Genomic DNA, 20,401 nt, shown 5'->3' on the forward strand with positions numbered 1-20,401 from the left:
GGTCACCCGCGCATCGGGGGCAGTGCCCCCGATGCGATACGGACTTAAAGTTTGACTGCCGGTTCTCGTGTCCACAACCTGATACGACCGCATTGTTCAAAAAAGTTGGCGATCGACGTCTCATGCTGAAGCAGTATCAAACCTTCATCAAGGGTTGGATCGATACCAACCTTTTTCATCAAGCTTATGGCACCTTCTGAGTAGCCTATGAATTTACAGTGTGCGAACGCATCTGAAACGAAATCTCGGGCCGTTGCCTCGCCAGTCAAGCGCTCGGCTGCCTCAGGCTCCAATAGTAGAACCACTGCATCGAACAAGACGGATGGACCTCCGTCAATCATATAGTCGCCTGCTATGATGGTCCCATCATCTGCGACGGCTCCGCCGACCCGTGGCGCGATAACTTCAACCACAGCGCCTCCACTTTCAAACTGGTCCTTGAGCGTTTGAAAAAGAGTATGATCCGTTCCCGGTCCGATCAATATCCCCAATTTGCGACCGGCAAAACTTTCAGGACCGTTCTTGAGAATGCTCAAGGCGTCCGACGGTGGAAGGTCGTCGCGAGGTTCGATAGCTGCGTCTGCGGGTTGGGGCAGTGTTTTAATACCCAGTTTATCAGCAACGTTTGTAGCGAGCCCCTCGTCAATTCGAAGAAGATGAGAGACCATCCTCTCCCGGATGGTTACATTTTCACACCGGCTCAATTCGAATGTTAGAGCGGCTGCAATATGGCGCTGTTCCACTTCCGTCTGGCTAATGAAGAATTGACGCGCTTGACTGTAGTGATCTGCAAAGCTCTCTGGGCGAAGTCGGATCTTTTCTCCTTTTTCGGATTCAGGATAGGTCACAAAACCTTCAGCTGCGCCTTCGCGCGGTTGGTCATCCCAAGAGTTGGGCTGATAATTGACCCGGCCGACGGGATTTCGCATTGCCATGTGTCCGTCCTGTTGGAAATGATGGAACGGGCACTTGGGAGCGTTGATCGGCAGATGTGTGAAATTAGGACTTCCCAAGCGTTTAAGTTGCGTGTCGAGATAAGAGAAGTTCCGCCCTTGAAGCAATGGATCATTGGAAAAATCGATACCGGGGGGAACATTTTGCGTCATGAAGGCAACCTGTTCTGTTTCGGCAAAGAAATTGTCCGGCATGCGATTAAGTACGAGGCGACCAACGGGGATTGGCGGGAGGATCTCCTCGGGTATAATCTTGGTCGGATCTAAGATGTCGAAATCAAAACTGTCTGCGAAATCCTCATCGAACAGTTGGAGAGTAAGCTCCCATTCGGGAAAATCGCCAGATTGTATCGATTGCCACAAGTCGCGTCTGTGAAAATCTGGATCCGCGCCGTTAATCTTGACGGCTTCGTTCCAGGCGACAGATTGCATACCTAGCTTAGGCTTCCAGATGAATTTCACAAATGTGGAGTCACCTTTCGCATTTACCATCCGGAATGTGTGAACGCCAAACCCTTGCATGAAACGGAACGATCGTGGAATAGCGCGGTCAGACATGATCCACATAATCATATGCATGGATTCTGGCGTCAGGCTGATAAAATCCCAAAAATTGTCATGCGCTGACTGTGCCTGAGGAAATGCGCGATCAGGCTCTGGCTTCACCGAATGCACAACATCGGGAAACTTTATCGCGTCCTGAATAAAAAATACCGGGATGTTGTTGCCGACGAGATCCCAATTCCCTTCCTGGGTATAGAACTTCACGGCAAAACCGCGAACGTCGCGCGCTAGGTCGAAGGAACCCTTTGAACCAGCAACCGTTGAGAAACGGACAAAAACTGGTGTTTGTTCACCAGCACGCTGAAAAAGGTCTGCACGCGTATAGGCTGCCAGCGAAGCGTAATTCTCAAAAAAACCATGGGCACCATAACCACGTGCATGAACGACCCGCTCAGGGATACGCTCGTGATCAAAGTGAAAGATTTTCTCCCGAAAATGGAAATCCTCCATCAATAAAGGACCCCTCGCTCCAACTTTGAGCGAGTTTTGGTCATCCGACACGGGCGCTCCTTGCGAAGTCGTCAGTTGTTCCTTATCCTCTGCTGCCACTTGGTGGAGTTCTCCACCATTTCCGCGCTGGAGTTTCTGATCATGAATTTTAGCGGTTGCTGGCTTTTCGTCTCTGGCTGGCATCGCTGCTGTCTCCGTTAAAGATTTTTGACCGCCTAACTTGCCGCGTTCCACAAAGTTCCCCCCGTAAAATTGCGAACGCGATCGAATGTCCCTCATGGAAACAAATCGGCTCTTTCCCGGTTAGTGCTGGGAGCCACACCGTATGCCGTCGTTTACGTTGAGAATTTGCGGCGGCGACTTGCCGTTTCGAAAAGCAGCGGGACCGGCTGACTGTTAAACTGCACCAAAAAGGAAAATCTGATGAACTCGTTGCATCGCAAGCCTCTGACTGCACTCGCACTCAATGCGACCTTGAAAAATTCGCATGGGGGACCTTCATCTACACAGCAACTTCTCGAATATGTCGAAAGCCATTTGGCACCGCTTGGAGTTACAACCCAACATATAAGGCTCAGCGATTACGAAATCGCCCCTGGCGTTACATCCGATGAGGGCGATGGCGATCAATGGCCAGAAATACGCAAGAAGATCGTTGCGTGTGATATCCTGCTCATGGGGACGCCGATCTGGCTTGGACAGCCTTCGAGCATTTGTAAGCGGGCGCTTGAACGAATGGACGCGTTTTTATCCGAAACAGACGCCGAGAACCATATGCCTTTCTATCCGCGTGTTGCAGGCGTAGTTGTGGTGGGCAACGAGGACGGTGCACATCATGTGTCGGCTGAATTGTATCAGGCACTCAACGATGTTGGATTTACTATTCCTGCAAATGCGGTCAGTTACTGGGTTGGGGAAGCAATGCAATCAACAGACTTCAAAGATTTGAAGGTCATCCCCGACACCGTGGTTGAGGCAACAAAATTGTTAGCCATAAACTGCGCGCACCTTGCCCGCATTCTGCGCGAGGATCCCTATCCGGCGAATGGGTGAGACGTGAAGTAAGCATGCATGGACGTGTCGATTTAGATGAGACGGAGGAAGGAGCACGTCGCCATAATCTGGCGGGAACTCGTGAAAGGCTCATTATCGACTGACGTGTTGTCCGCTTTTAGAGCCGTTCCCCCGGCGTGCAGATGATCGACTGACGCAGGCGTTATCGCTCATCCAGAACCGCCATTCGACGTCCACAGCCCGGCTTATGCCAATGCGAGCCCCGCATGAAATCAAAGGAACTTGTTGTCGCGGCTCAAATTCGAAAGGTGCTGCACTCAGCGGCACGCCATCCAACGCAGCCGAAATACCGAGTGCTTGCGTCAATTTTGCGGGTCCTGAACAAAGCGCAGTCAACTGCTTTATCCGTCGCCGCTCCTGCATCTGTTCGATACCTTTGATCGGAACAATTGCTCGTAACAGAACAGCTGAAGCGTCGGAACAAACAAAATTCATGCACCAATGTAACCCATAGATACGATAAACATAGGCGCAGCCGGGAGGGCCAAACATGGAACGGTTACGCTTACTCGGGCCGGTGAAACTGTGAGATGCTGGATCTAACCTATTATAGGCTTCGGTCTCGACGATTGTCCCGCCGACACCGTTAACAAAGAAATTCCAACCAATCATTTCCGGCGCGACTTCAGACGCATCGCGGAAGAAAAAGGCATTGAGCTCCTTATTCTCCACCATAATCGCCTTTCATGCGCAGCAGTTCAGTCTTGAGGGCATCATCACCATGATGAAGCTAACCTGTCAAATCGTATGAAAGAAGATCATTTGCGCTTCACGCCGTATTCTCGACATTCCTTCGCGTCTTTTCCTGGCTTACATTTCTCTTGTTTAATAACTTTCTGCTTATCCTTCGGTGGATTGGCCTTTGGTTGACTTTGTTTTTTGGGCACAACAGGCTTTGCGTTATCGTGAGAGGGGGTGCCTGGAACTTCTGGTTCCTGGCCGCCGGACTGGGTGGGCATACCAGACTCCTGAGCAACCGCCAAACCACAGCTCGTTGCAAATGCCGCGGCAAGAATAATGCGAAACATATCACTACTCCATTTTGATTGAGCTATGAATGCTAAACAAATCGAAGCCAATGGAAGTTCCGCGTTTCGCAGGTGCTGGAAGGTCCAAAATGCGATTGCCCACATTTCTAGTCAAATGGGCTAAAGATGACCACTAAAACACATAGGCTTAGAAGAAAAAATGACAGGCAGGCATATTTGAAAAGCAATCTTTCCCATCGGGAAAGTGACTGAGACCCGTTGGCGGGTACTTTTTTATTCAATGATCGAACCAATTGAAAAGCGGTCAGAAATAAAATTATGACAAGCAAGCCGATTGTCCATGCTAATTCCACCGCTCGGCTCGGATGCCCCGGAACACCTAAAATCCAGGGAAATAGCAACAATCCACACACCGCCGCCACGAAGCCTGCAAACCTCTGATAGATGAAAAACAACATGAATGCTCCGTCAAACTTGCCGTGCTTGCTTGCAAATGACTTATAACGACCCGAGCCGAAAAGAAAGATCGAGCCGAAGTATGAGGCCCGCCTCCAGAACAAGCCACAGGGCTGCGTGATTTTTAAGAACGATCTGAAGTTATGGCGTCGCAACGCTGTGAGCTAAACGCCCCAATGCGCAAATATAGTTTTTGCGGACTTCGGGCATTTGCATTGCGTCAAATCAAACTGATCATTTTCAATAAATATTGAACTTTCCAGTGCGGACAGCGTTTGGAGACAGAGGATTTGATTATCGATCTGCCGAGCGTCGAGGCATACAGACGGGAGAAGCGGCACCGAAGATGACGATTTTTGATTTTACGATATCGGAACAGGCATTTCTCGTCAGCGGAGCAGTTTTCGCTGCCGCATTGGCCTGCATTTTGCTCTGGTGGCTACCTCAGTAAAAGCTATCTATCTGACAGCTTTGGCAAATTTGATTTCAGCGACCAAAACACCTATGTAATGATAATAGGAAAGTTCTGTTTTGGAGTATGATGAGAGAGCTGTTCAAAATCATCTTAATAGGCTTTGGTCTCTTGCCATCAGTCGCTGTTGCCGCGACCGACGCTGAGATCATCACTCAGGCTGCAACAAAGTGTTGGAAGGTTCCTGCAGACGCTTCTTATACGCGGGCCTCGGCGACTTTCGAAGTCACTTATGACGGAAATGGCGAAATCACTGACATTGTCACCGTGGAATATCAGCCAGTCCGCAAAGCAGGGGAAGAATTCGCTGTTAGTGCACAAAACGCCATTCTTGAATGCGCGAACAAAACTACAGTTCGGTCGAGGACCGTTCGGATCGTGATGCGATACGCACAAGCAAAATCGGACGGTCCGCTGATAATGAAACGCAAGCTGCGTTAGCAGAGTTTGAAATGCCAGATTTGGCATTACTCTGAATTAACGCCGAGAACGCGGCATTTCAAGTTGGCCACTGAAAATGCTTCGAAAATTGGCTTCACATTTCTTGACTGACCGCTGATGCTCCCTATTTGGTCGTCTATTCACATCATGTGATTGGAGGGACTAAAAATATGAAGAAAATCGCATTTTGTTTAGTTGCGCTCATGGCCGTTTCAGGCTGTACGTCGACGGAGAAAGATCTCAGTGTCGGAACCGTGGCGGGTGCCGCAATTGGCGGCATTGCAGGTGGAGGTCGCGGTGCACTGATCGGTGCAGGTGCAGGCGCTGTAGGCGGACTGCTTGTTCGAAATCTTCGCAACGGAAATTGTCAGTATCGCGATCGCCATGGTCGAATTTACACCGCGCGTTGTCGCTAAGCCTTCATCGGCGGATCTCTAGGATCCGCCATTCCTTCGCCGCAAAATCACCCTGGAAGGTTCGCGATCAATATTTCTTATTTAAGACCCGTTCAATCATTGCCATTCGCTAAAACCGTTGTTTTATTGAAACCAAATCCTCGCCGGCTCGTTTCCATCTCATAGTCTTATCAAATGATAAGATGAACGATGAGAAGGATAATAGAAATGGCAAATGAGCCAGAGAACACCATCGCCAACCAGATTAGCGAACTTCGTAGCCAGCTAGGCGCGCTTTCAGCTGACCTTTCAGCAAGGCTTGGTAACGCAACTGAAAAGGCTGATGACGCTCTCGTTTCGGCATCCTCTGCATTCGAGGAGGTTGCCACAAACGCTCGTTACCACGGTTCGCGCGCGCTCAGTGCTGCTCGAGAAAATCCCGCCGCCGCATCAACGGCGTTAGCGACGATCGGAATCGTGGGTCTGATTGCCGGTATTTTGGTCGGGCGGTGCCGCCGCTAAGGAAAAGCGCAGACCGGGCCAATTGCTGCGTGGTCTGCATTTCTTTAGGATCCTGTTCAAGGAGACCGAATTCCGCTCCTTGGCCGCGCAATTCTACGCCGAAAATCGATCGTCTCGTCGTCCATTGCTCCCACAGAGCCCCCCACTGCACTAAAGGTGGTTTAGTTGGTAGGCGGTTCGCGTGGGAAAATACCGCACAGAGACGCTTCGCAATGATATAAATTTCAGTAGCAAAGAATTGTCTAAAATCATGAGATGAAGTCTGACCGGTCTCGGATCGTCGATCGGCCCTCATTAATCGCGCGACATTTTAGAGAACAAATATTTCATCATATTGATTAGGCATTTGACAGTTGCGGTGTCAGGGTTTGATTGGTGCGGTTTAAATCGCCTCCTGACCTCGCATGATGAATGTCTACATCTCCGTCAAGCGATTATCGCCCATATCCGGCTTAGTTCCGGTCACCGCAGCGACCAACATTTTTGCCTTTGCCGCCATCGTTCCTGGTCCGTCCCAGAACTCCGCTTGAGCTGGCGTGACGACAATCAGCCGAATGGCAGGATCATCTTCTGATTCCCAGAACGCTTTCGCAAATGGGGTCCATAGTTCCTTGATTTTTTCACGATCATTTGAAACGGCGGCACGCCCTTCCACCAGGAGATAATCATTAGCGCTTTCATCTGAAAAGCTAAGCTGTACGGTTGAGTTTGCATCAATATCTGTAATTTTGTCGCTGTCAGCATCGGTGAGAAAATAGATGGTATTTTCCTCTTCGCGGACGATAGGCGACATTGGGACTTGCTTTCCATTCCAGCCATAAAAACAAACACGATTATTGTCTGCGATTTTCCATGCTCTTTGTTGGTCTTTATCGGACATCGTCTTTCTCCTTGTTGCATAAACAACGATGACGGAATGAATATGTTCCTTATTTTCCTTCGTCGAAATTCCGTTTCTATAAGAGCATCATAACAAAAGCAGACATCGTATTTCGAATTGTCGGTGCCGCCCTTGTGGCATTGGCAACAAAGCGCCATTTGCGAGCCTCAGAAGATAAGTTCATTTGTTTTCCGTTAGTTAGCTTCCCTAAACTTGCAGTTTCTCTGGGCGATATTGAAAGCGCGTTTATATCCAAAGCGCTTGTCTGTGTTGCGGTCGCCTCTTGGCGTTCGGGGCTCGATATGTTTTTAGGTGCAAGCTGCAGCTAGGGAAAGATTAGCTGTGTTTCAAACATTGCTCCGCGTGAACCTGACGATTAATCCGCCAATTTTATTGCCTTTGCGTCCTAAGACTCTTGTTCTTTCGGTAGAGGCTTGTTATTTGACAGGAGAAAGAAGAACTGGCGCATATTACGAAGTTCTTGTGGGCGAAGTTTTGGAGAGAGACCTACGCTCGTTTTTGGTCTTTAATAGCGTCAGCTCAGGCTTGAATAGAAGAGCTTGTAGCGATAATATGTTGTCATTTATTGAGCTATCACACCGGTGTTAGGATTGAAGCGCCCGCATGAAATTTCCAGGTAAACGTCTCATCGTCGAATATAAAAATCGCCGTGTGCGCAAAGATGCGAAATCGCTATGGGGAGACATCAATCTCCAAGAAATCTCTAAAGCGATAGAAGATGAAGCCGCACCGCCGCCGAGCAGCCAGCCGGTGCGTAAGTCGCGCAATATAGCGACCCACAAACAGCCACGCCCCATTCTGAGTACGCCAGCTACGAACGGGAGCCCTGCCGCCTTGGTCGACAACGCCGCCACTGGGCGCATTCTTCCTGCCCTCAATGATGCGACTCCTGTCTTCTATGGCGACAGCCATCAACCTGCTGCAGTTCCAGTCAGCGAAACTGAAACTCCGCCTGTCGTAAAGCAAGAAGCCCCATACGCGACGCCGTCCTCGAAGCAGATCATTCAATCTGTGCAGAAGCCTGAAAAGCCAGTTTCTCGCGCTGATATTGAAACTGATACAGCGAAGCAGTCAGAGGAAATTTTGCCTCCCACAGCGACAGTGTCATCACCTCCATCGGTTGAAAAGGGATTAGTCGAGCCACGCCTCGATCCGGCTTCAGACAAACCTTCAACCGCTGAAATTGTTGAGAAGAAGGTCCCATCCGTTTCGACCAATAAAGCGCTTACGCGTGAGGTGACAGCTCGAAAACCCAAAAAGGCCGATAGCGTTAAAAGCAGCGTATCGGGCTCCCGAAATTCTGCAATTGCACCCACCACAGGGTTTTACTCATTACCAGAAGGGTTTTCCGACGATTTGGAAGCGCTTGACAGAGAAAATGCTGCTCTGAAGCATCGGCTGGCGGAAACGCTTCGCAAAGAAAATTCGCAACTTGAACGAATGTTGGTCCGGGCATCGAGCCCTATAGGGGAATAGGGTAATTCAGCCGTTAAACACTGCTCATTTTTTTGAGCAGGCGGATGAGGCCTTTCCCTCTTAAGTGTTGGGATGCCGAAGGCGATTTTGTATCCGTCGGCATCCAGAAGTGTGCACTGAGGAAAAATATAGGAAATCGCACGCTACAGCATATCCTTAACGGGCCCTCGTTAAGGGTCGGTATTGTTTATGAAATCGGCCTCTTCAAGCTCGTTGGCTTTCTTTTGAGAAGTTTTTTCACCGTCTCTTTAGTCTCTTGCGGCGGCGCATCAGAAAGACACTCCAGTGTCGCGTCAAGCAAATTGAAAGCCACAAAGTCACCCCTCACTTCAGGCGGTAGTTTGCTTTTTTCCGCATCGTCTTGCTGTTGGTTTTCTCGCCAGTTGGCCAAGCCAACACGTGAACCAGGACTGAGGCGTTTCAAGCGACGAAGGAGAAACTTGGCGCGATGTGCAGATTCCAGGTCAAGAACACACAGGACTATCGCAGTAGCGCCGTCCAAATCTGCTTTCCGCAACTGGCTAGGTTGCGAACTCTCGTGATCGACCACGCGCACATCTGCACCTTGAACCGATAACACTTGTGCCAACATAGCGGCGCTCACATCATCAAGGGGACCACGTCCACCAACACAGATGATCCTCTTTGCCTCTCCTGACGGCAATTGCACCGTCTCGGCGCCCTCGCGGTCACTCAGTGTATCAACCGAGACATCCTCATCGTTGTCCTCCTCCTCGTCCGCAATCTGCCTGAGATTTGCGACCACAAGACGTGCGCTTTGAGACACTTGCTGGAGCTGAATGTCACTGAGTACGCCACGTGTGCGATCATTTTCTGCAATCAGCAGCGCGGGTATCGCGACATTTCCATAATATTCCACAAGAAACTGCTTCGAAAGAAACTCAATCGCATTGTCGGTCGCTTCGTTGGGATCGCCCGATAATAAGCGTTGATATAGGCGCTCTTCGGGATTCAGAACGGGCTCGGAGCCGAATAGGATTTCCAAGAACCTGAACTGTGGTACGTAGCGCCCGAGGACAACCAAGCAGACGGTAAGCGGCGTCGACAATACGAGCCCAATGGGTCCCCAAAGCCAAGTCCAAAAAATCGCAGCAACAATGATTGCAAGTGGCGATAAACCGGTTCGCGAACCGTAAAGCCAAGGCTCCATAACGTTGTTACTGATCAGCTCAAGGACAGCAAATAATGCGATGGTCCACAACAACAAGCTCCAGCCCGGCGCGATCGCGATCGCCAAAAACAGGGGCATGATTGCGGCGATCACCGGTCCAATGTAGGGCGCGAAGCGAAGCAGGATAGCGAGCATGCCCCATAACAATGCGTTAGGAATGCCTAGGATCCATAGCCCAATCCCTAATGGGACACCATAGGCCGCATTTACCAAGAGCTGTGTCAGCAAATAGCGGCCGACCCGCGCACCCGCGTCCTGCAATGCAATTGTAGTCTTATGTAGATCACCATGCCCTACCAGGCGGATAAACCGATCTCTCAATTCTTCCCGCTCGAGCAACATGAAAATCACAACGACAATAACGAGGCCAAAGGTTGCAACGGGCCCTACCAGTGGGCTGACAATCGTTTCGAGCGTTTGGATAGGATTGCGTTGAGAAAAAATCTCTACCAAAATTGGCTTGCGTTCTGGCTGCTGTGTTCCAATATTCTGATCGGACTTCTTCTCCTCTTGACTGATTTCCGCACCGATGCGTTCTGCAAGACGGTTTAGACGATCAATCAATCCGTTATCTGTCCCGGCCTCTTTTAGCAGGCGTATTTTTTCAACGATATTATATTGATATGTGGTGACATTCTGGCCGACTTCGGCGACCTGAAACGCCAGCACTGCACCGAACAGGACAATGACAAGAAAGCCACTCGTAACGCTTGCCAATATGGCGGGCAACCGGGGAAGGCCTCGGCGTCTCAAAAAGGCGACAATCGGCGCGAGCATGAACGTAAGCAGCACGGCAAACGCCAAAGGCAGGAAGACATCTTTTGCAAAATACAAAACTGCAACACCAGCAGCAATTGCTGCAAGCGCCGGCATCCGGGACTGCTCATGAGCTGGCATATAGGCGCGCTCGCTTATTTTCAATCCCGGTTCCATCGTACCCCTACTTTTATCGACGCCATTCCCATTGCGGTAGATAGCGCTGAAAAAACAGATGGCAATTGCTATCAGGTCAATCTGGCCAGCCGGTCCTTAACGTTTCATTGGCGGATTACTTTCAATCAACCGAATAAGAACGCATACCGTTCTTGCCTTCCGACTTCACCTCGTAAAGAAGGTCGTCGGCCCGAGCCAGCAAGAGAGTGATCTCCCTTTTTTCGCGGGTCCAGACACATCCGACGCTGATCCCCACTCCGGTGACCACCTGATCGATCACAATGGGAAGACGCATTGCTTCAAGGATTGAATTTGCCAGCCTCAGTCCATCCACCCGGCTCCCGCCATGCACAATTGCAAATTCGTCCCCGCCCATGCGCGCGACAAGATCGCAGGCGTCTACAGTAGACGACAGTCGTTTGGCTGTTTGAACCAAAACTGCATCACCCATTGCGTGACCTAGACGGTCGTTGACAGCTTTGAACCCGTCAAGATCGATAGCCAGAACGGAATAGCCTTCATCGCAATTCAGTTCGCGATAGCCGATCTCTAACCCGTGCCGATTTAAAAGTCCGCTTAATACGTCCGTCCTGGAACGCAACTCGAGATCCGCAAGCCTTGTCCGTTCGGGAGTGAAATCAAGTGCCACTCCGACAATCTTAAGCGGTGCGCCATCGCCGTCACGCAGGAGCCGACGTTCACAACGCATCCACCGCTCGCCATTATTTGTATTGAGCCGATACTCAGTAACAGCGTGCTCGACACGGCCGCTCAACAAATGTGTTAGGTCAGCTGCTGAAAGATCATGGGGATTGATCTTACTCAGGTAGGCTTGCAAGTTAAGCCGTTCCGCGCCCGGGCCATTGATCAGCTCTGCGAGTTTATCCGAGGTTTCGAAGATATCGCTCTTGACGTCGAGATGCCAGAATCCGCCATTTATTGCATCCATTGCGAGCGATAACATGGCAGCCCGCTCTCGCAATTCTCGCTCGGCAGTCTTTGCGCCCGTAATGTCCTCAATCTGAGAAATGAAGCGAACGACCTCCCCTTTGTCATCACGCATTGCAGCAACGTGAATGACGACATAAACCGTTGCTCCGTCGGATCGTATATAGCGCTTTTCAACTTTGTAGCCGTCGCGTTGCGCCGCAAGTACTTCATTGAAAAGTCTTAGATCGAGAGCAATATCCTCAGGGTGAGTGAAATCCTTAAAATGCATTCCCTCAAGTTGGGTTAGCGGGTAGCCAATAAGATTGGAGAACGCTTGATTTGCTCGCAGTAGATGACCATCCGTGTCCACAAGCGCAATGCCTATTGGGGCATGCATGAAAGCGAAGTTAAACAGTGCAATCCAGCTTTGAACGCTAGTGCGATCAAAACCCCCCTTGTCCATTCTGCTCCTCCATTCCGCGGTATCTTTTAAATGGCCCAAGAACCGACAGTTCAACATTTAGCATCTAAATATGTTAGCGAGCAATATTTTCACCGTTTAAATTCGCTCGCTTTACTATTGAGGATGGCGTGAGCTTCAACACTAAAGTACGAAACTCCGACCAAACCATTTTCGGATCAGTCTGAGTTCTTCATTTATTTCCGATAGGACCGACCACTGAAACAGCGGATGATAAAACAAGGTGCGCTCGGGAAGAAATCTTCAATCTAGTTCCGCTATTTCAGCTTAAAAATGGAGCGTTAGGCGCGACACAACCATGAAATTTGGGAGTTGCAGGACGGACTAGACCCAAAGTTAATTCTATTTTATAGAAGTTTAAGAAAAATGTAGTATCTTTAAGCAATAAGTCGATCGAATATTACATAGTCTACAACCCTAACCACGATACCGCAGGAGAACCTCTCAATGGCTGAACAAAATCCAAACGAAGTGACTGAAGCAGCAACCGCTGAAAACGCGCAGCAGACCAGCGCACCAAAAAAGAAAGCGCCAGCAGCAAAAAAAGCTGCAGCTCCTAAAGCTGCCGAAGCGGCTCCTGCTCAAAAGTCACGCCGTCTTACACCTGCTGAGCGCGCCGATTTGCTGGCTGCTGTTGCGAGCGAAACTGCAGACGGCAAGAACACGCTGAAAGACACGCTCAAGAAATTCAACATTAAAGAACAGACATACTACAACTGGAAGAACGACGCACAGGCTAAGACTGCTAAGGCGGCATCGGGCTCCAAGAAGCAGGCAGCTGCCAAGCCTGCCAAAGCAAAGGCATCTACTTCAAAGCCAGCGGCAACGGTGTCCGCACCGGCCAAGGCGACCTCGAGCAAGTCCTCCCCTGCAACCGATGAACTCAAGGCTCTCGTTGCACTTGAAGCTGAAAATCAGCGCCTGCGTAAGTCGCTCGCTGAAAAACTACGCAAGGAAAATGCTGAGTTGCGTAAGCGCCTCGGCCTGTAATTAGATACGACCGCGTCACCTTTCGGGTGACGCGGTCGTCTGCATTCCACCGCCTTTCAAGGACACGGTGTTGGAATGAGGACATTCTTTTTGTTCTCGACAAGCGAATTTGTGCTGTTTAGTCTTCTTATAATGGAGCAACCGGTAAAACGTCGCGCACTCTTCTTCATTGGGGGATATGATCCGAAGACGCCGGACGCGTATTTCGGACGCATGACCAAGGAACTCCGTCGGTTTGACGACCTTTGGGAGACGCGAACTGAACTCTTAGAGTTAGATGGAAGCACAGACATCGCTTCGGCTCGAGTTCAATCACAATGTGTGGCTGAAAGCTGGCAGACCGATTGTGACTTCACCTTCCTGGCACTTAACTCTCTGGTTCTCTCCGACTTCAACCGTCCACTCCCCTGGCGGCTCGCAAAATATCTCTATGCGTTCATAGGCTTTTTGTTCTCAGGCGCCTGGCGCTTTTTCCTGACTGCTTGGCGCTTCGGACTCTATTTTCTTTACCCATTTCTAGCGATTGTCGGCTTTTCGGTCATCGGCGTCGTGGTGGCCCTGCTTGTGCCTTCGATCTTTGGTCCCGCAAAAGCGGTAATCGGCATAATGACGTTTTTTGTGGTCCTTGCAGTTTTCGGCAAACGCTGGTCCGTGAACCATCTCATGGATTTATGGTCATTTTCATTTGATTTCATCAGCGATAAGAGAGACGATGCCGATCAGTTGTTGGACCGCTTTGCCGAGAAGATTGTGCGACAAGTCAAAGACGGCGCGTATGACGAAATCATATTGATCGGGCATAGTACGGGCGGAATGTTGATCCTCGATACAGCAGCCCGTTGTTTGCAACGGGACCCAGATTTTTCTCGACGGGCCAACAAAGTCATTGTCCTCACGCTCGGTTCAACAGCGATGAAGGCCGGGTATCTTAGTCAGGCGAAAAGATTTCGCTCGAACGTACAACTGCTTGTAGACGACGGGAAAATCGACTGGGTGGAAATCCAATGTTTAACAGATCCGATTAATTTTTATAAAACCGATCCAGTCGTTGAGATGGGACTCAGAAGGAATGCGGGCAGAACTTTTCCCCTCGTAAGGGCGGTAAGGATGCGACAAATGCTGTTGCCTGAAACCTACCGGCGGATAAAGCGCAATCTCTTTCGCGTTCATTACCAGTATGTGTTCGCAAATACAGAGCGCTATTGGTACGACTTCTATCAGATCTGTTACGGTCCGCTTTTTCTGATCAACCGGGCGAAACATCACATCATAGGCAATCCATCCGACGAGGAGAGTGTTATATTATGACGTCTCAGATTGCTGTGCTCGTTTGGGCAATTGGTCTCATCATTTGGACCGTAGTTCGGATCCCACATCGTAGGCGCGCACGTAGAATCGGCGTCAACAGTGATGAGCGTACGCTTGCAGACAGACTAGCTCTGTCCATAGCGACTTTGTCGCTTTCAGTGATACCGATCGTCTACATTGTCACAGGATTTCCATCAGGTGCTGACTATAGCTTTCAGAGCTGGCTTGCATGGATCGGGCTTTTTGTTCAAATTGCCTTCCTCCTGATATTTTATATTAGTCACCGGCAGTTGGGACGGAACTGGTCAGTTTCCCTACAAATTCGCGAAAAACATGAACTTGTCACCGAAGGTATCTATCGCTATGTGCGACATCCCATGTATCTCTCATTCTGGCTATGGGCTGTAGCGCAATTTTGTCTGCTCCCGAACTGGTTTGCGGGTGGCGCAGGAATAGTCGGCGTGGGCATATTGTATTTTTGTCGTGTCTCTCAGGAGGAAGCGATGATGCGTACGCATTTTGGTCCCGATTATGACGAGTATTCAAAGAGAACAGGTCGCGTCGTTCCTAAGTTCTGGTGACTAATTTGAGAAATCATCTTCGCTTCTCCACTCGTCCCCTCAATCGGCGCTACATTTTAGCCGCTGGTCTGACACTCTTCGCTGCGCCCACATCGCTTGTGCAAGCGGCGACTAATTCTCGTAGGAGTTCTTTACAAAGCGACGCATCGATTCATCTCCTCCGCGGCTTTGCGAATATTTTTTCCAGGGGACTTGACCAAATTGCAACAGACCTTCGCTCAGCCGGTATTGAAGCGATCGTTCACAATCACAGCGCGTGGCGGTCCGTTGCAGCGACCATAATCGCAGATTATAAGAGCGGTCAGAAGAGATCTGTCGTCCTTATCGGTCACTCTTTGGGTGCCAATGCAATTATATCAATCTCTGAGGAACTGGCCGAAAATGGCATACGTGTTGACTTGCTGGCAAGTTTTGCCGCCACGGCGCCAGCGCCCATACCGCGCAACGTCAAGCACGCTATAAACTATTATTTTTCCGAGAACGGCTGGGGTCTGCCCCTTGTAGCTGGTCCACGATTTAAGGGAAAGCTCGAAAATCGGGACTATTCCCGCGCCAAAGATATCGGGCATTTTAATATTGATAAACAGCGCGCGCTTCAGGTCGAGGTAGAGCGCCAGATCATGTTAATCGTAAAAAGGCGAACCTAGATCGACTAAAATTCCACTATAAGGGTGAGTGCTCGAACTACTAAGCTTATCCGTCGTTCTTATCGAGTTTAAAGGCCTTTATGAAGTGGTTACCGATCGGCGCAGCTCTCCAAAGAATGCTATTCAGCCGAGCGATAATTTTATGACGATAGACCGGCAGCCTTCCTGGAAGCAGCGACCTTATCGCCCTTTCGGCAGTAATCCTAGCATCTATGTCGCCTGCCTTGCTGCCTACAACGACTTTCACCGCTGCACCCATCTGATTGCGCTGGCGCATCGCGTCGAGGGTTCATATGACGAGGTTCGCACCATGTGATCGAAGTCGAAATCTTTCCGAACACTGGTCGGCGCTTTAAGCGTGGAACGGCGGCGTTCATATTTCTATGCCGAAATTTCTCAATCGCCAGGATGAAAATGCGAGCATTTATGTGATTGAAATAAGCGATATTTTCCGAGTAATGCAGCAACGTTCGTCGTACGGCGACAACCGAACGGCAGCCAAATGACGGGTCATCGAGGGCCGACAACCTTCCGTCATTTGGTGTGCTTTCTTCTCAAACGTTCTCAGTTCACAGGGCTAGGATTGGTTTTGGGGTAGGTCTTGACCACCTCAACCGATGAGACCCTGTCATCCATTCCATAACGGCCCAGATTTTGAAGGCCCCATCTAGACAGAGTGACTTTTTGGCTTTGTCCGAAGCGCGGGTCGCTAAAGTCATGGTTGTAAAGGGTAACGTTTAGCCGCCCAGCACGTTGCTTTGGAACGAAGATGCTGCTCATCGTGTCATTCGGTATCCCTAGACTTGCAACATTGAAGCGATATGTTTCCTGTATGTTGGTCTTTAGCCCTTGAGGCGTAAAGATCAGCATTTCTTGTCGCGAAATCAACTTGTCTGGAGTGAGACGTAAGGAGGAGTTCTTGCCTAATCCCATTTCATGTTCGAACACGTGTACATTGTCACCCCATGGGTAAGGCCAGTTTGTCGTATCATCGATTGAAGGAGGACCTTCTTTCGGTATTTCTGGCGCATCGACGTATTCAAGACCCTTAATGTCGAACCAGACTTGCACATTTAGATCGGTCTTTTGTGGATCTGCTGCTATCACGCTCCAGGTCGTGTACGGACCGAATTTGTCCATGTCGATCGTTATCTCGCCTTTTGCCCTGTCGTCTGGGTCGAGCCATTGAGGACCGTCACGCTCAATGGCGACAAGACGCACGTTGAACTTGTTGTTGACGACACGAGGGTGAATTGTTGGACGTATTGTATCCCGTCCGAAATATCCAGGAGCCGGAAGCAGGTCGCTTGGGCCTTTGTCAAATAGCCGATAGGCTTCCCGACCTTCAAACCAAAGATACCACTCCAATTCGTGGTCATGGCCGCGGTTTTCGGAATAGTTGTTCGGGTTCCAACGCGTAAGTTGAACGCTCAATTCCTTTGCCAGCATTTTCTCTTTTCCTCCCATTAAGTAGATATCGAAGCTTGGCAGAAATTCACGTTTTGACAAGTAAGCCGCTTAACGCATGAGGTTTGCTAGGCAAAGGCGCCCTTAGCTGGGTTTACTTAAGCAGCCTTACGCAAAATAGTGCAATCAAAACAGACCGATGCACTGCGGCGCACAAAACACCGGTTTTTTATAAAGGCGGTTCCAAGCCTGCAATGGAGCTGGGCTAACGATGTTCAAACGAAACAATTCATGCGTGAAAGCGTTGTCCTATTCGGCGGCTGAGTTTCCGAGCTTCAACGAAGGAGAAGTAGCCATGATAGAGAACGGTTATAAGGTGAGACAAGAAACCGATGGTACGTGGTCAGTGGTAGAAGCCTATCGCGGCGAACCCGTAGAATACAAAGGTAAGTTTCAGACCGGTTTAACTGAGGCAGAAGCGAATGATTGCCTTGTTCAAGTCACTCGCACATACATGGAGCGACAACACGAAGGCGGAAGCGGTAACTTGCCTTAGATTACTGACATGGGCGACGCCGCCCCAAAGACCGACCATCCCATTTCCTTGCACAATTTTTCAAGGGCGCGAGTTCCAAGCAAGGAGTTGCCATGCTGGTTCAGTCCTGGCGACCAGACAGCGATCGACGCGATACCGGGAACAGTTGCAATGATCCCACCGCCCACGCCACTTTTAGCCGGCACTCCTACCCGAAAAGCGAAATCGCCAGAGCCGTCATAATGGCCGCACGTCATCATCAGCGCGTTAATTCGAAGAGCTCGCTCAACACTGACAATTCGGTGACCACTTAATGGATCCCGACCTGAAGCGGAGAGGAAGAGGGCAGAGCGTGCCAGTTGTTCACAGGACATCGCCAATGCACACTGGTGATGGTAAACGCCTAAAACATGCGAAGGATGGTTATCGAGGTTTTTGTTGGCTTTGAGCAGGTTGGCAAGCGCTGCGTTATTAAAGCCTGTTTGATCCTCGGCTTTCGCAACGCTCTCATCTATGAATATATCGTCGTCATCCGAAACTGAATGAACAAATCGAACAATCTCGCCTATTGTCTCCCGCGGTTTATGAGAACTTAGCAAGATATCGGCGACGACAATTGCCCCGGCATTGATAAAGGGGTTGCGCGGGATGCCTTTTTCTAGTTCCAACAGAACGCTTGAGTTGAATGGATCACCAGATGGCTCGCGGCCTACCCTATTCCAGATGCTGTCACCGCGTTTACCGAGTGCAAGCGTCAAAGCAAAAACTTTGGAAATACTTTGGATCGAAAATTTTTCCTTTGCGTTGCCAACGGAGAGCAATGCTCCCTCATGTAGCATCACCGCCATTCCAAATTTAGCTGGATCGATCTGCGCAAGAGGTGGAATGTAATCCGCAACCTTTCCGCGGGCTTCCTGCTGTGAGATCTCTGCCTCGATATCGGACAGAACGGCGCTCAATCGCTGCTTCAATTCAACTTCCTTCAAGGCTTCCAATTGTGAACGCGAAAGCCGTGATTCGGCTGTCTTTGAAAGAGCTAACACAAGGATTATAGGGAAAACCAAACATTAATGTCCGCCCCGCAAATATCAGATGAACCGTAGCTCTCTGAGGGTCTGCTTCGCTTGAATCAGTATCATGATTGCGGATCTATGTAGTTATATAGAACAGTCTTTCCTGCTCAGTGGTTATTGTGTCTGGCTGTCCTGAAGCGCATTTTGAGCCGGTTCCAACCCTTGAATAGCCCGCGTTTGGACGTGGATTCGAATATTTCCTCTGGACCATTGGGATCGAGGATTTCATTTTCAGCCAACCATTTTTCGATTTCGGAGAGTTGCGGCAGCTTATAGGGATACAAGCTGCGTCCGGTTCCACTCAAGTTTTCGATCGTTTTGATCATTGACCCGGTTTTCGCATAAAGACGCGATACGACCTCTTCCGTCACGCCCAAATGTTCAGCGATAAGGTCGTTACGCAACCAACTGATTTCCAGTCTCAATCCTTCGTATTTATCCCGTTCAGCAGAAAGGATGACATCACATTCACTATCCAGGCGCATTGAGCGATTGTTGAGATTCGATGAACCGACCCGCAATATTGCATCGTCAACAACCATGACTTTGGCGTGGACATAGATGGGGTGCCCGTTCGTCGTCTGCGGATGCCAAATCCGCAGGCGACTTTTATGGTCGATGCGCTGCAAAGCCTTTACCAATCTCGCGCGGGCCGTGTCCATCGCAAGCGGCTCTAACCAACCTTGAGCTGAATTGGGTGTGATGATAACGATCTCAGGTGGGTCTGGCTCTAAGAGACGCTCGGCCAATGCATGAGCGATTTTTCGCGATGCAAAATATTGGCTTTCTGCGTAAATCAAGCGTTTCGCTCGCCGTATCATATCGAGCCAGGCTGCCTCGATTTCATGTACCGGCAACTGATTTTCCATTTTTGGAAGGGTCCGTGCGATACCCAGATGCATATTTGCAAAGGTCGCAACCAAGGTTTCAGGCCAACAATCGTGCCGCTCGGCGCAGGGTCTAAGGGCCTCACCTGTAGCCGCTTCCCACCGCATTCTGGCGAGATCTCCGATTGCCTTGGCGGCGTCGCCATCAAAGGCGCTAGTTGTGTCATGCCACGGCTCCTGTGGAGAGCCGCTTGGCGTAACCCTGCGCGGATCGTCGTCAAGGTGCTCACGGGTGTCCCAGCGCCGCATTGTAAGGTCAATTCCACCGCAAAATGCGATGCTGTCATCGATTGCTACGATTTTCTGATGGTGGGAAGCAGCAATTGGATGTTTTGCATCGAACTTCAACGTAATCCGCGGGTGAGCCTTCCATCTCATCACAGTCCACAGCATGTTACCGCGTAACAGGGCCCTTAGTGCCCCCGTATCCCAGCGCAGCAATCGGATTTCTAATGAGGGCGTCCGATCTGCCAGCCAAAGGATAAAGTCACCCAGATATTGCGGCCCCCCGTCATTTCCCGCGCCAAGCGAGATCCGAGTGTCAAAATCCCAGCCGACAAGCAAGATCGATTGACGTGCCTTCAAGAGCGCCTGTCGAAGGGAGATAAAGTAGTCGGCACCATCGACAATGAACGCAAAGCGTTCAGCGTTTTCGACGCGCCAGCAATTCACTCCAGGCTGCAACAACTGATCTTCGGACATGTCCCCCGTCCTTTACTCGTATCGCCTGCGAAGTGCGGTTCC

At 50.1% G+C, this 20,401-nt stretch carries 18 protein-coding genes; 9 read left to right on the forward strand and 9 right to left on the reverse strand.

The genetic code is table 11. From position 1 onward, the window contains the following. Nucleotides 1–44: 44 nt before the first annotated feature. Complete coding sequence (locus KMS41_26695; GenBank protein QWK81885.1) at nucleotides 45–2,150, reverse strand: catalase; 2,106 nt, start codon at nucleotides 2,148–2,150, stop codon at nucleotides 45–47. A 240-nt stretch (nucleotides 2,151–2,390) separates the two neighbouring features. On the opposite strand from KMS41_26695, the gene KMS41_26700 reads away from it, so the two are divergent. Further along, nucleotides 2,391–3,020 carry a flavodoxin family protein gene (locus tag KMS41_26700; GenBank protein ID QWK81396.1) on the forward strand — a complete coding sequence of 210 codons (630 nt, stop codon included), beginning with the start codon at nucleotides 2,391–2,393 and terminating at the stop codon, nucleotides 3,018–3,020. A 93-nt stretch (nucleotides 3,021–3,113) separates the two neighbouring features. On the opposite strand, the gene KMS41_26705 is transcribed toward KMS41_26700, so the two are convergent. Further along, entirely contained in the window at nucleotides 3,114–3,716 is a 603-nt protein-coding gene (locus KMS41_26705) for a DNA-3-methyladenine glycosylase (protein ID QWK81397.1), read from the reverse strand. An 83-nt stretch (nucleotides 3,717–3,799) separates the two neighbouring features. Next, nucleotides 3,800–4,069, reverse strand: a complete 270-nt coding sequence (locus tag KMS41_26710; protein QWK81398.1) for a hypothetical protein — start codon at nucleotides 4,067–4,069, stop codon at nucleotides 3,800–3,802. 1,500 nt (nucleotides 4,070–5,569) lie between these two features. On the opposite strand from KMS41_26710, the gene KMS41_26715 reads away from it, so the two are divergent. Together KMS41_26715 and KMS41_26720 are read left to right on the forward strand one after the other, a co-directional pair. Next, nucleotides 5,570–5,815: a hypothetical protein gene (locus tag KMS41_26715; protein QWK81399.1), complete on the forward strand. Its 246-nt coding sequence runs from the start codon at nucleotides 5,570–5,572 to the stop codon at nucleotides 5,813–5,815. Between the two features lie 207 nt (nucleotides 5,816–6,022). After that, nucleotides 6,023–6,316 carry a hypothetical protein gene (locus KMS41_26720; GenBank protein QWK81400.1) on the forward strand — a complete coding sequence of 98 codons (294 nt, stop codon included), beginning with the start codon at nucleotides 6,023–6,025 and terminating at the stop codon, nucleotides 6,314–6,316. Nucleotides 6,317–6,731: 415 nt separating this feature from the next. On the opposite strand, the gene KMS41_26725 is transcribed toward KMS41_26720, so the two are convergent. Then, nucleotides 6,732–7,196: a pyridoxamine 5'-phosphate oxidase family protein gene (locus tag KMS41_26725; protein ID QWK81401.1), complete on the reverse strand. Its 465-nt coding sequence runs from the start codon at nucleotides 7,194–7,196 to the stop codon at nucleotides 6,732–6,734. Between the two features lie 624 nt (nucleotides 7,197–7,820). On the opposite strand from KMS41_26725, the gene KMS41_26730 reads away from it, so the two are divergent. After that, on the forward strand, nucleotides 7,821–8,693 hold the full coding sequence (locus KMS41_26730; protein ID QWK81402.1) for a hypothetical protein: 873 nt from the start codon (nucleotides 7,821–7,823) through the stop codon (nucleotides 8,691–8,693). Nucleotides 8,694–8,880: 187 nt separating this feature from the next. Here the strand turns inward: KMS41_26730 and KMS41_26735 are convergent, their stop codons facing one another. Both KMS41_26735 and KMS41_26740 read right to left on the reverse strand, forming a co-directional pair. After that, nucleotides 8,881–10,818 carry an AI-2E family transporter gene (locus tag KMS41_26735; protein ID QWK81403.1) on the reverse strand — a complete coding sequence of 646 codons (1,938 nt, stop codon included), beginning with the start codon at nucleotides 10,816–10,818 and terminating at the stop codon, nucleotides 8,881–8,883. A 121-nt stretch (nucleotides 10,819–10,939) separates the two neighbouring features. Beyond that, nucleotides 10,940–12,211, reverse strand: coding sequence for a diguanylate cyclase (locus tag KMS41_26740; protein ID QWK81404.1), 1,272 nt, complete (start codon nucleotides 12,209–12,211; stop codon nucleotides 10,940–10,942). Nucleotides 12,212–12,676: 465 nt separating this feature from the next. On the opposite strand from KMS41_26740, the gene KMS41_26745 reads away from it, so the two are divergent. The 5 genes from KMS41_26745 (at nucleotide 12,677) to KMS41_26765 (ending at nucleotide 16,071) form a co-directional block, all read left to right on the forward strand. Continuing rightward, entirely contained in the window at nucleotides 12,677–13,219 is a 543-nt protein-coding gene (locus KMS41_26745) for a transcriptional regulator (protein QWK81405.1), read from the forward strand. A 132-nt stretch (nucleotides 13,220–13,351) separates the two neighbouring features. Further along, nucleotides 13,352–14,527: a lipase gene (locus tag KMS41_26750; GenBank protein ID QWK81886.1), complete on the forward strand. Its 1,176-nt coding sequence runs from the start codon at nucleotides 13,352–13,354 to the stop codon at nucleotides 14,525–14,527. After that, nucleotides 14,524–15,108, forward strand: coding sequence for an isoprenylcysteine carboxylmethyltransferase family protein (locus tag KMS41_26755; GenBank protein ID QWK81406.1), 585 nt, complete (start codon nucleotides 14,524–14,526; stop codon nucleotides 15,106–15,108). Before KMS41_26750 ends, KMS41_26755 begins: the two co-directional genes overlap by 4 nt. Next, entirely contained in the window at nucleotides 15,105–15,755 is a 651-nt protein-coding gene (locus tag KMS41_26760; protein ID QWK81407.1) for a lipase, read from the forward strand. The genes KMS41_26755 and KMS41_26760 overlap by 4 nt, the downstream gene beginning before the upstream one ends. Nucleotides 15,756–15,783: 28 nt before the next feature. After that, nucleotides 15,784–16,071 carry a hypothetical protein gene (locus KMS41_26765; GenBank protein QWK81408.1) on the forward strand — a complete coding sequence of 96 codons (288 nt, stop codon included), beginning with the start codon at nucleotides 15,784–15,786 and terminating at the stop codon, nucleotides 16,069–16,071. Between the two features lie 248 nt (nucleotides 16,072–16,319). Here KMS41_26765 and KMS41_26770 read toward each other — a convergent pair whose 3' ends face one another. From KMS41_26770 to KMS41_26780, 3 genes are all read right to left on the reverse strand, one after another. Then, entirely contained in the window at nucleotides 16,320–17,264 is a 945-nt protein-coding gene (locus KMS41_26770; protein QWK81409.1) for a hypothetical protein, read from the reverse strand. 450 nt (nucleotides 17,265–17,714) lie between these two features. Then, a complete protein-coding gene (locus KMS41_26775; GenBank protein ID QWK81410.1) occupies nucleotides 17,715–18,692 on the reverse strand; it encodes a glutaminase in 978 nt (325 codons plus the stop codon). Between the two features lie 185 nt (nucleotides 18,693–18,877). Further along, nucleotides 18,878–20,359 carry a phospholipase gene (locus KMS41_26780; protein QWK81411.1) on the reverse strand — a complete coding sequence of 494 codons (1,482 nt, stop codon included), beginning with the start codon at nucleotides 20,357–20,359 and terminating at the stop codon, nucleotides 18,878–18,880. Between the last annotated feature and the right edge of the window lie 42 nt (nucleotides 20,360–20,401).

The organism is Ochrobactrum sp. BTU1 (assembly GCA_018798825.1).
In the GTDB taxonomy this organism is placed as follows: Bacteria; Pseudomonadota; Alphaproteobacteria; order Rhizobiales; family Rhizobiaceae; genus Brucella.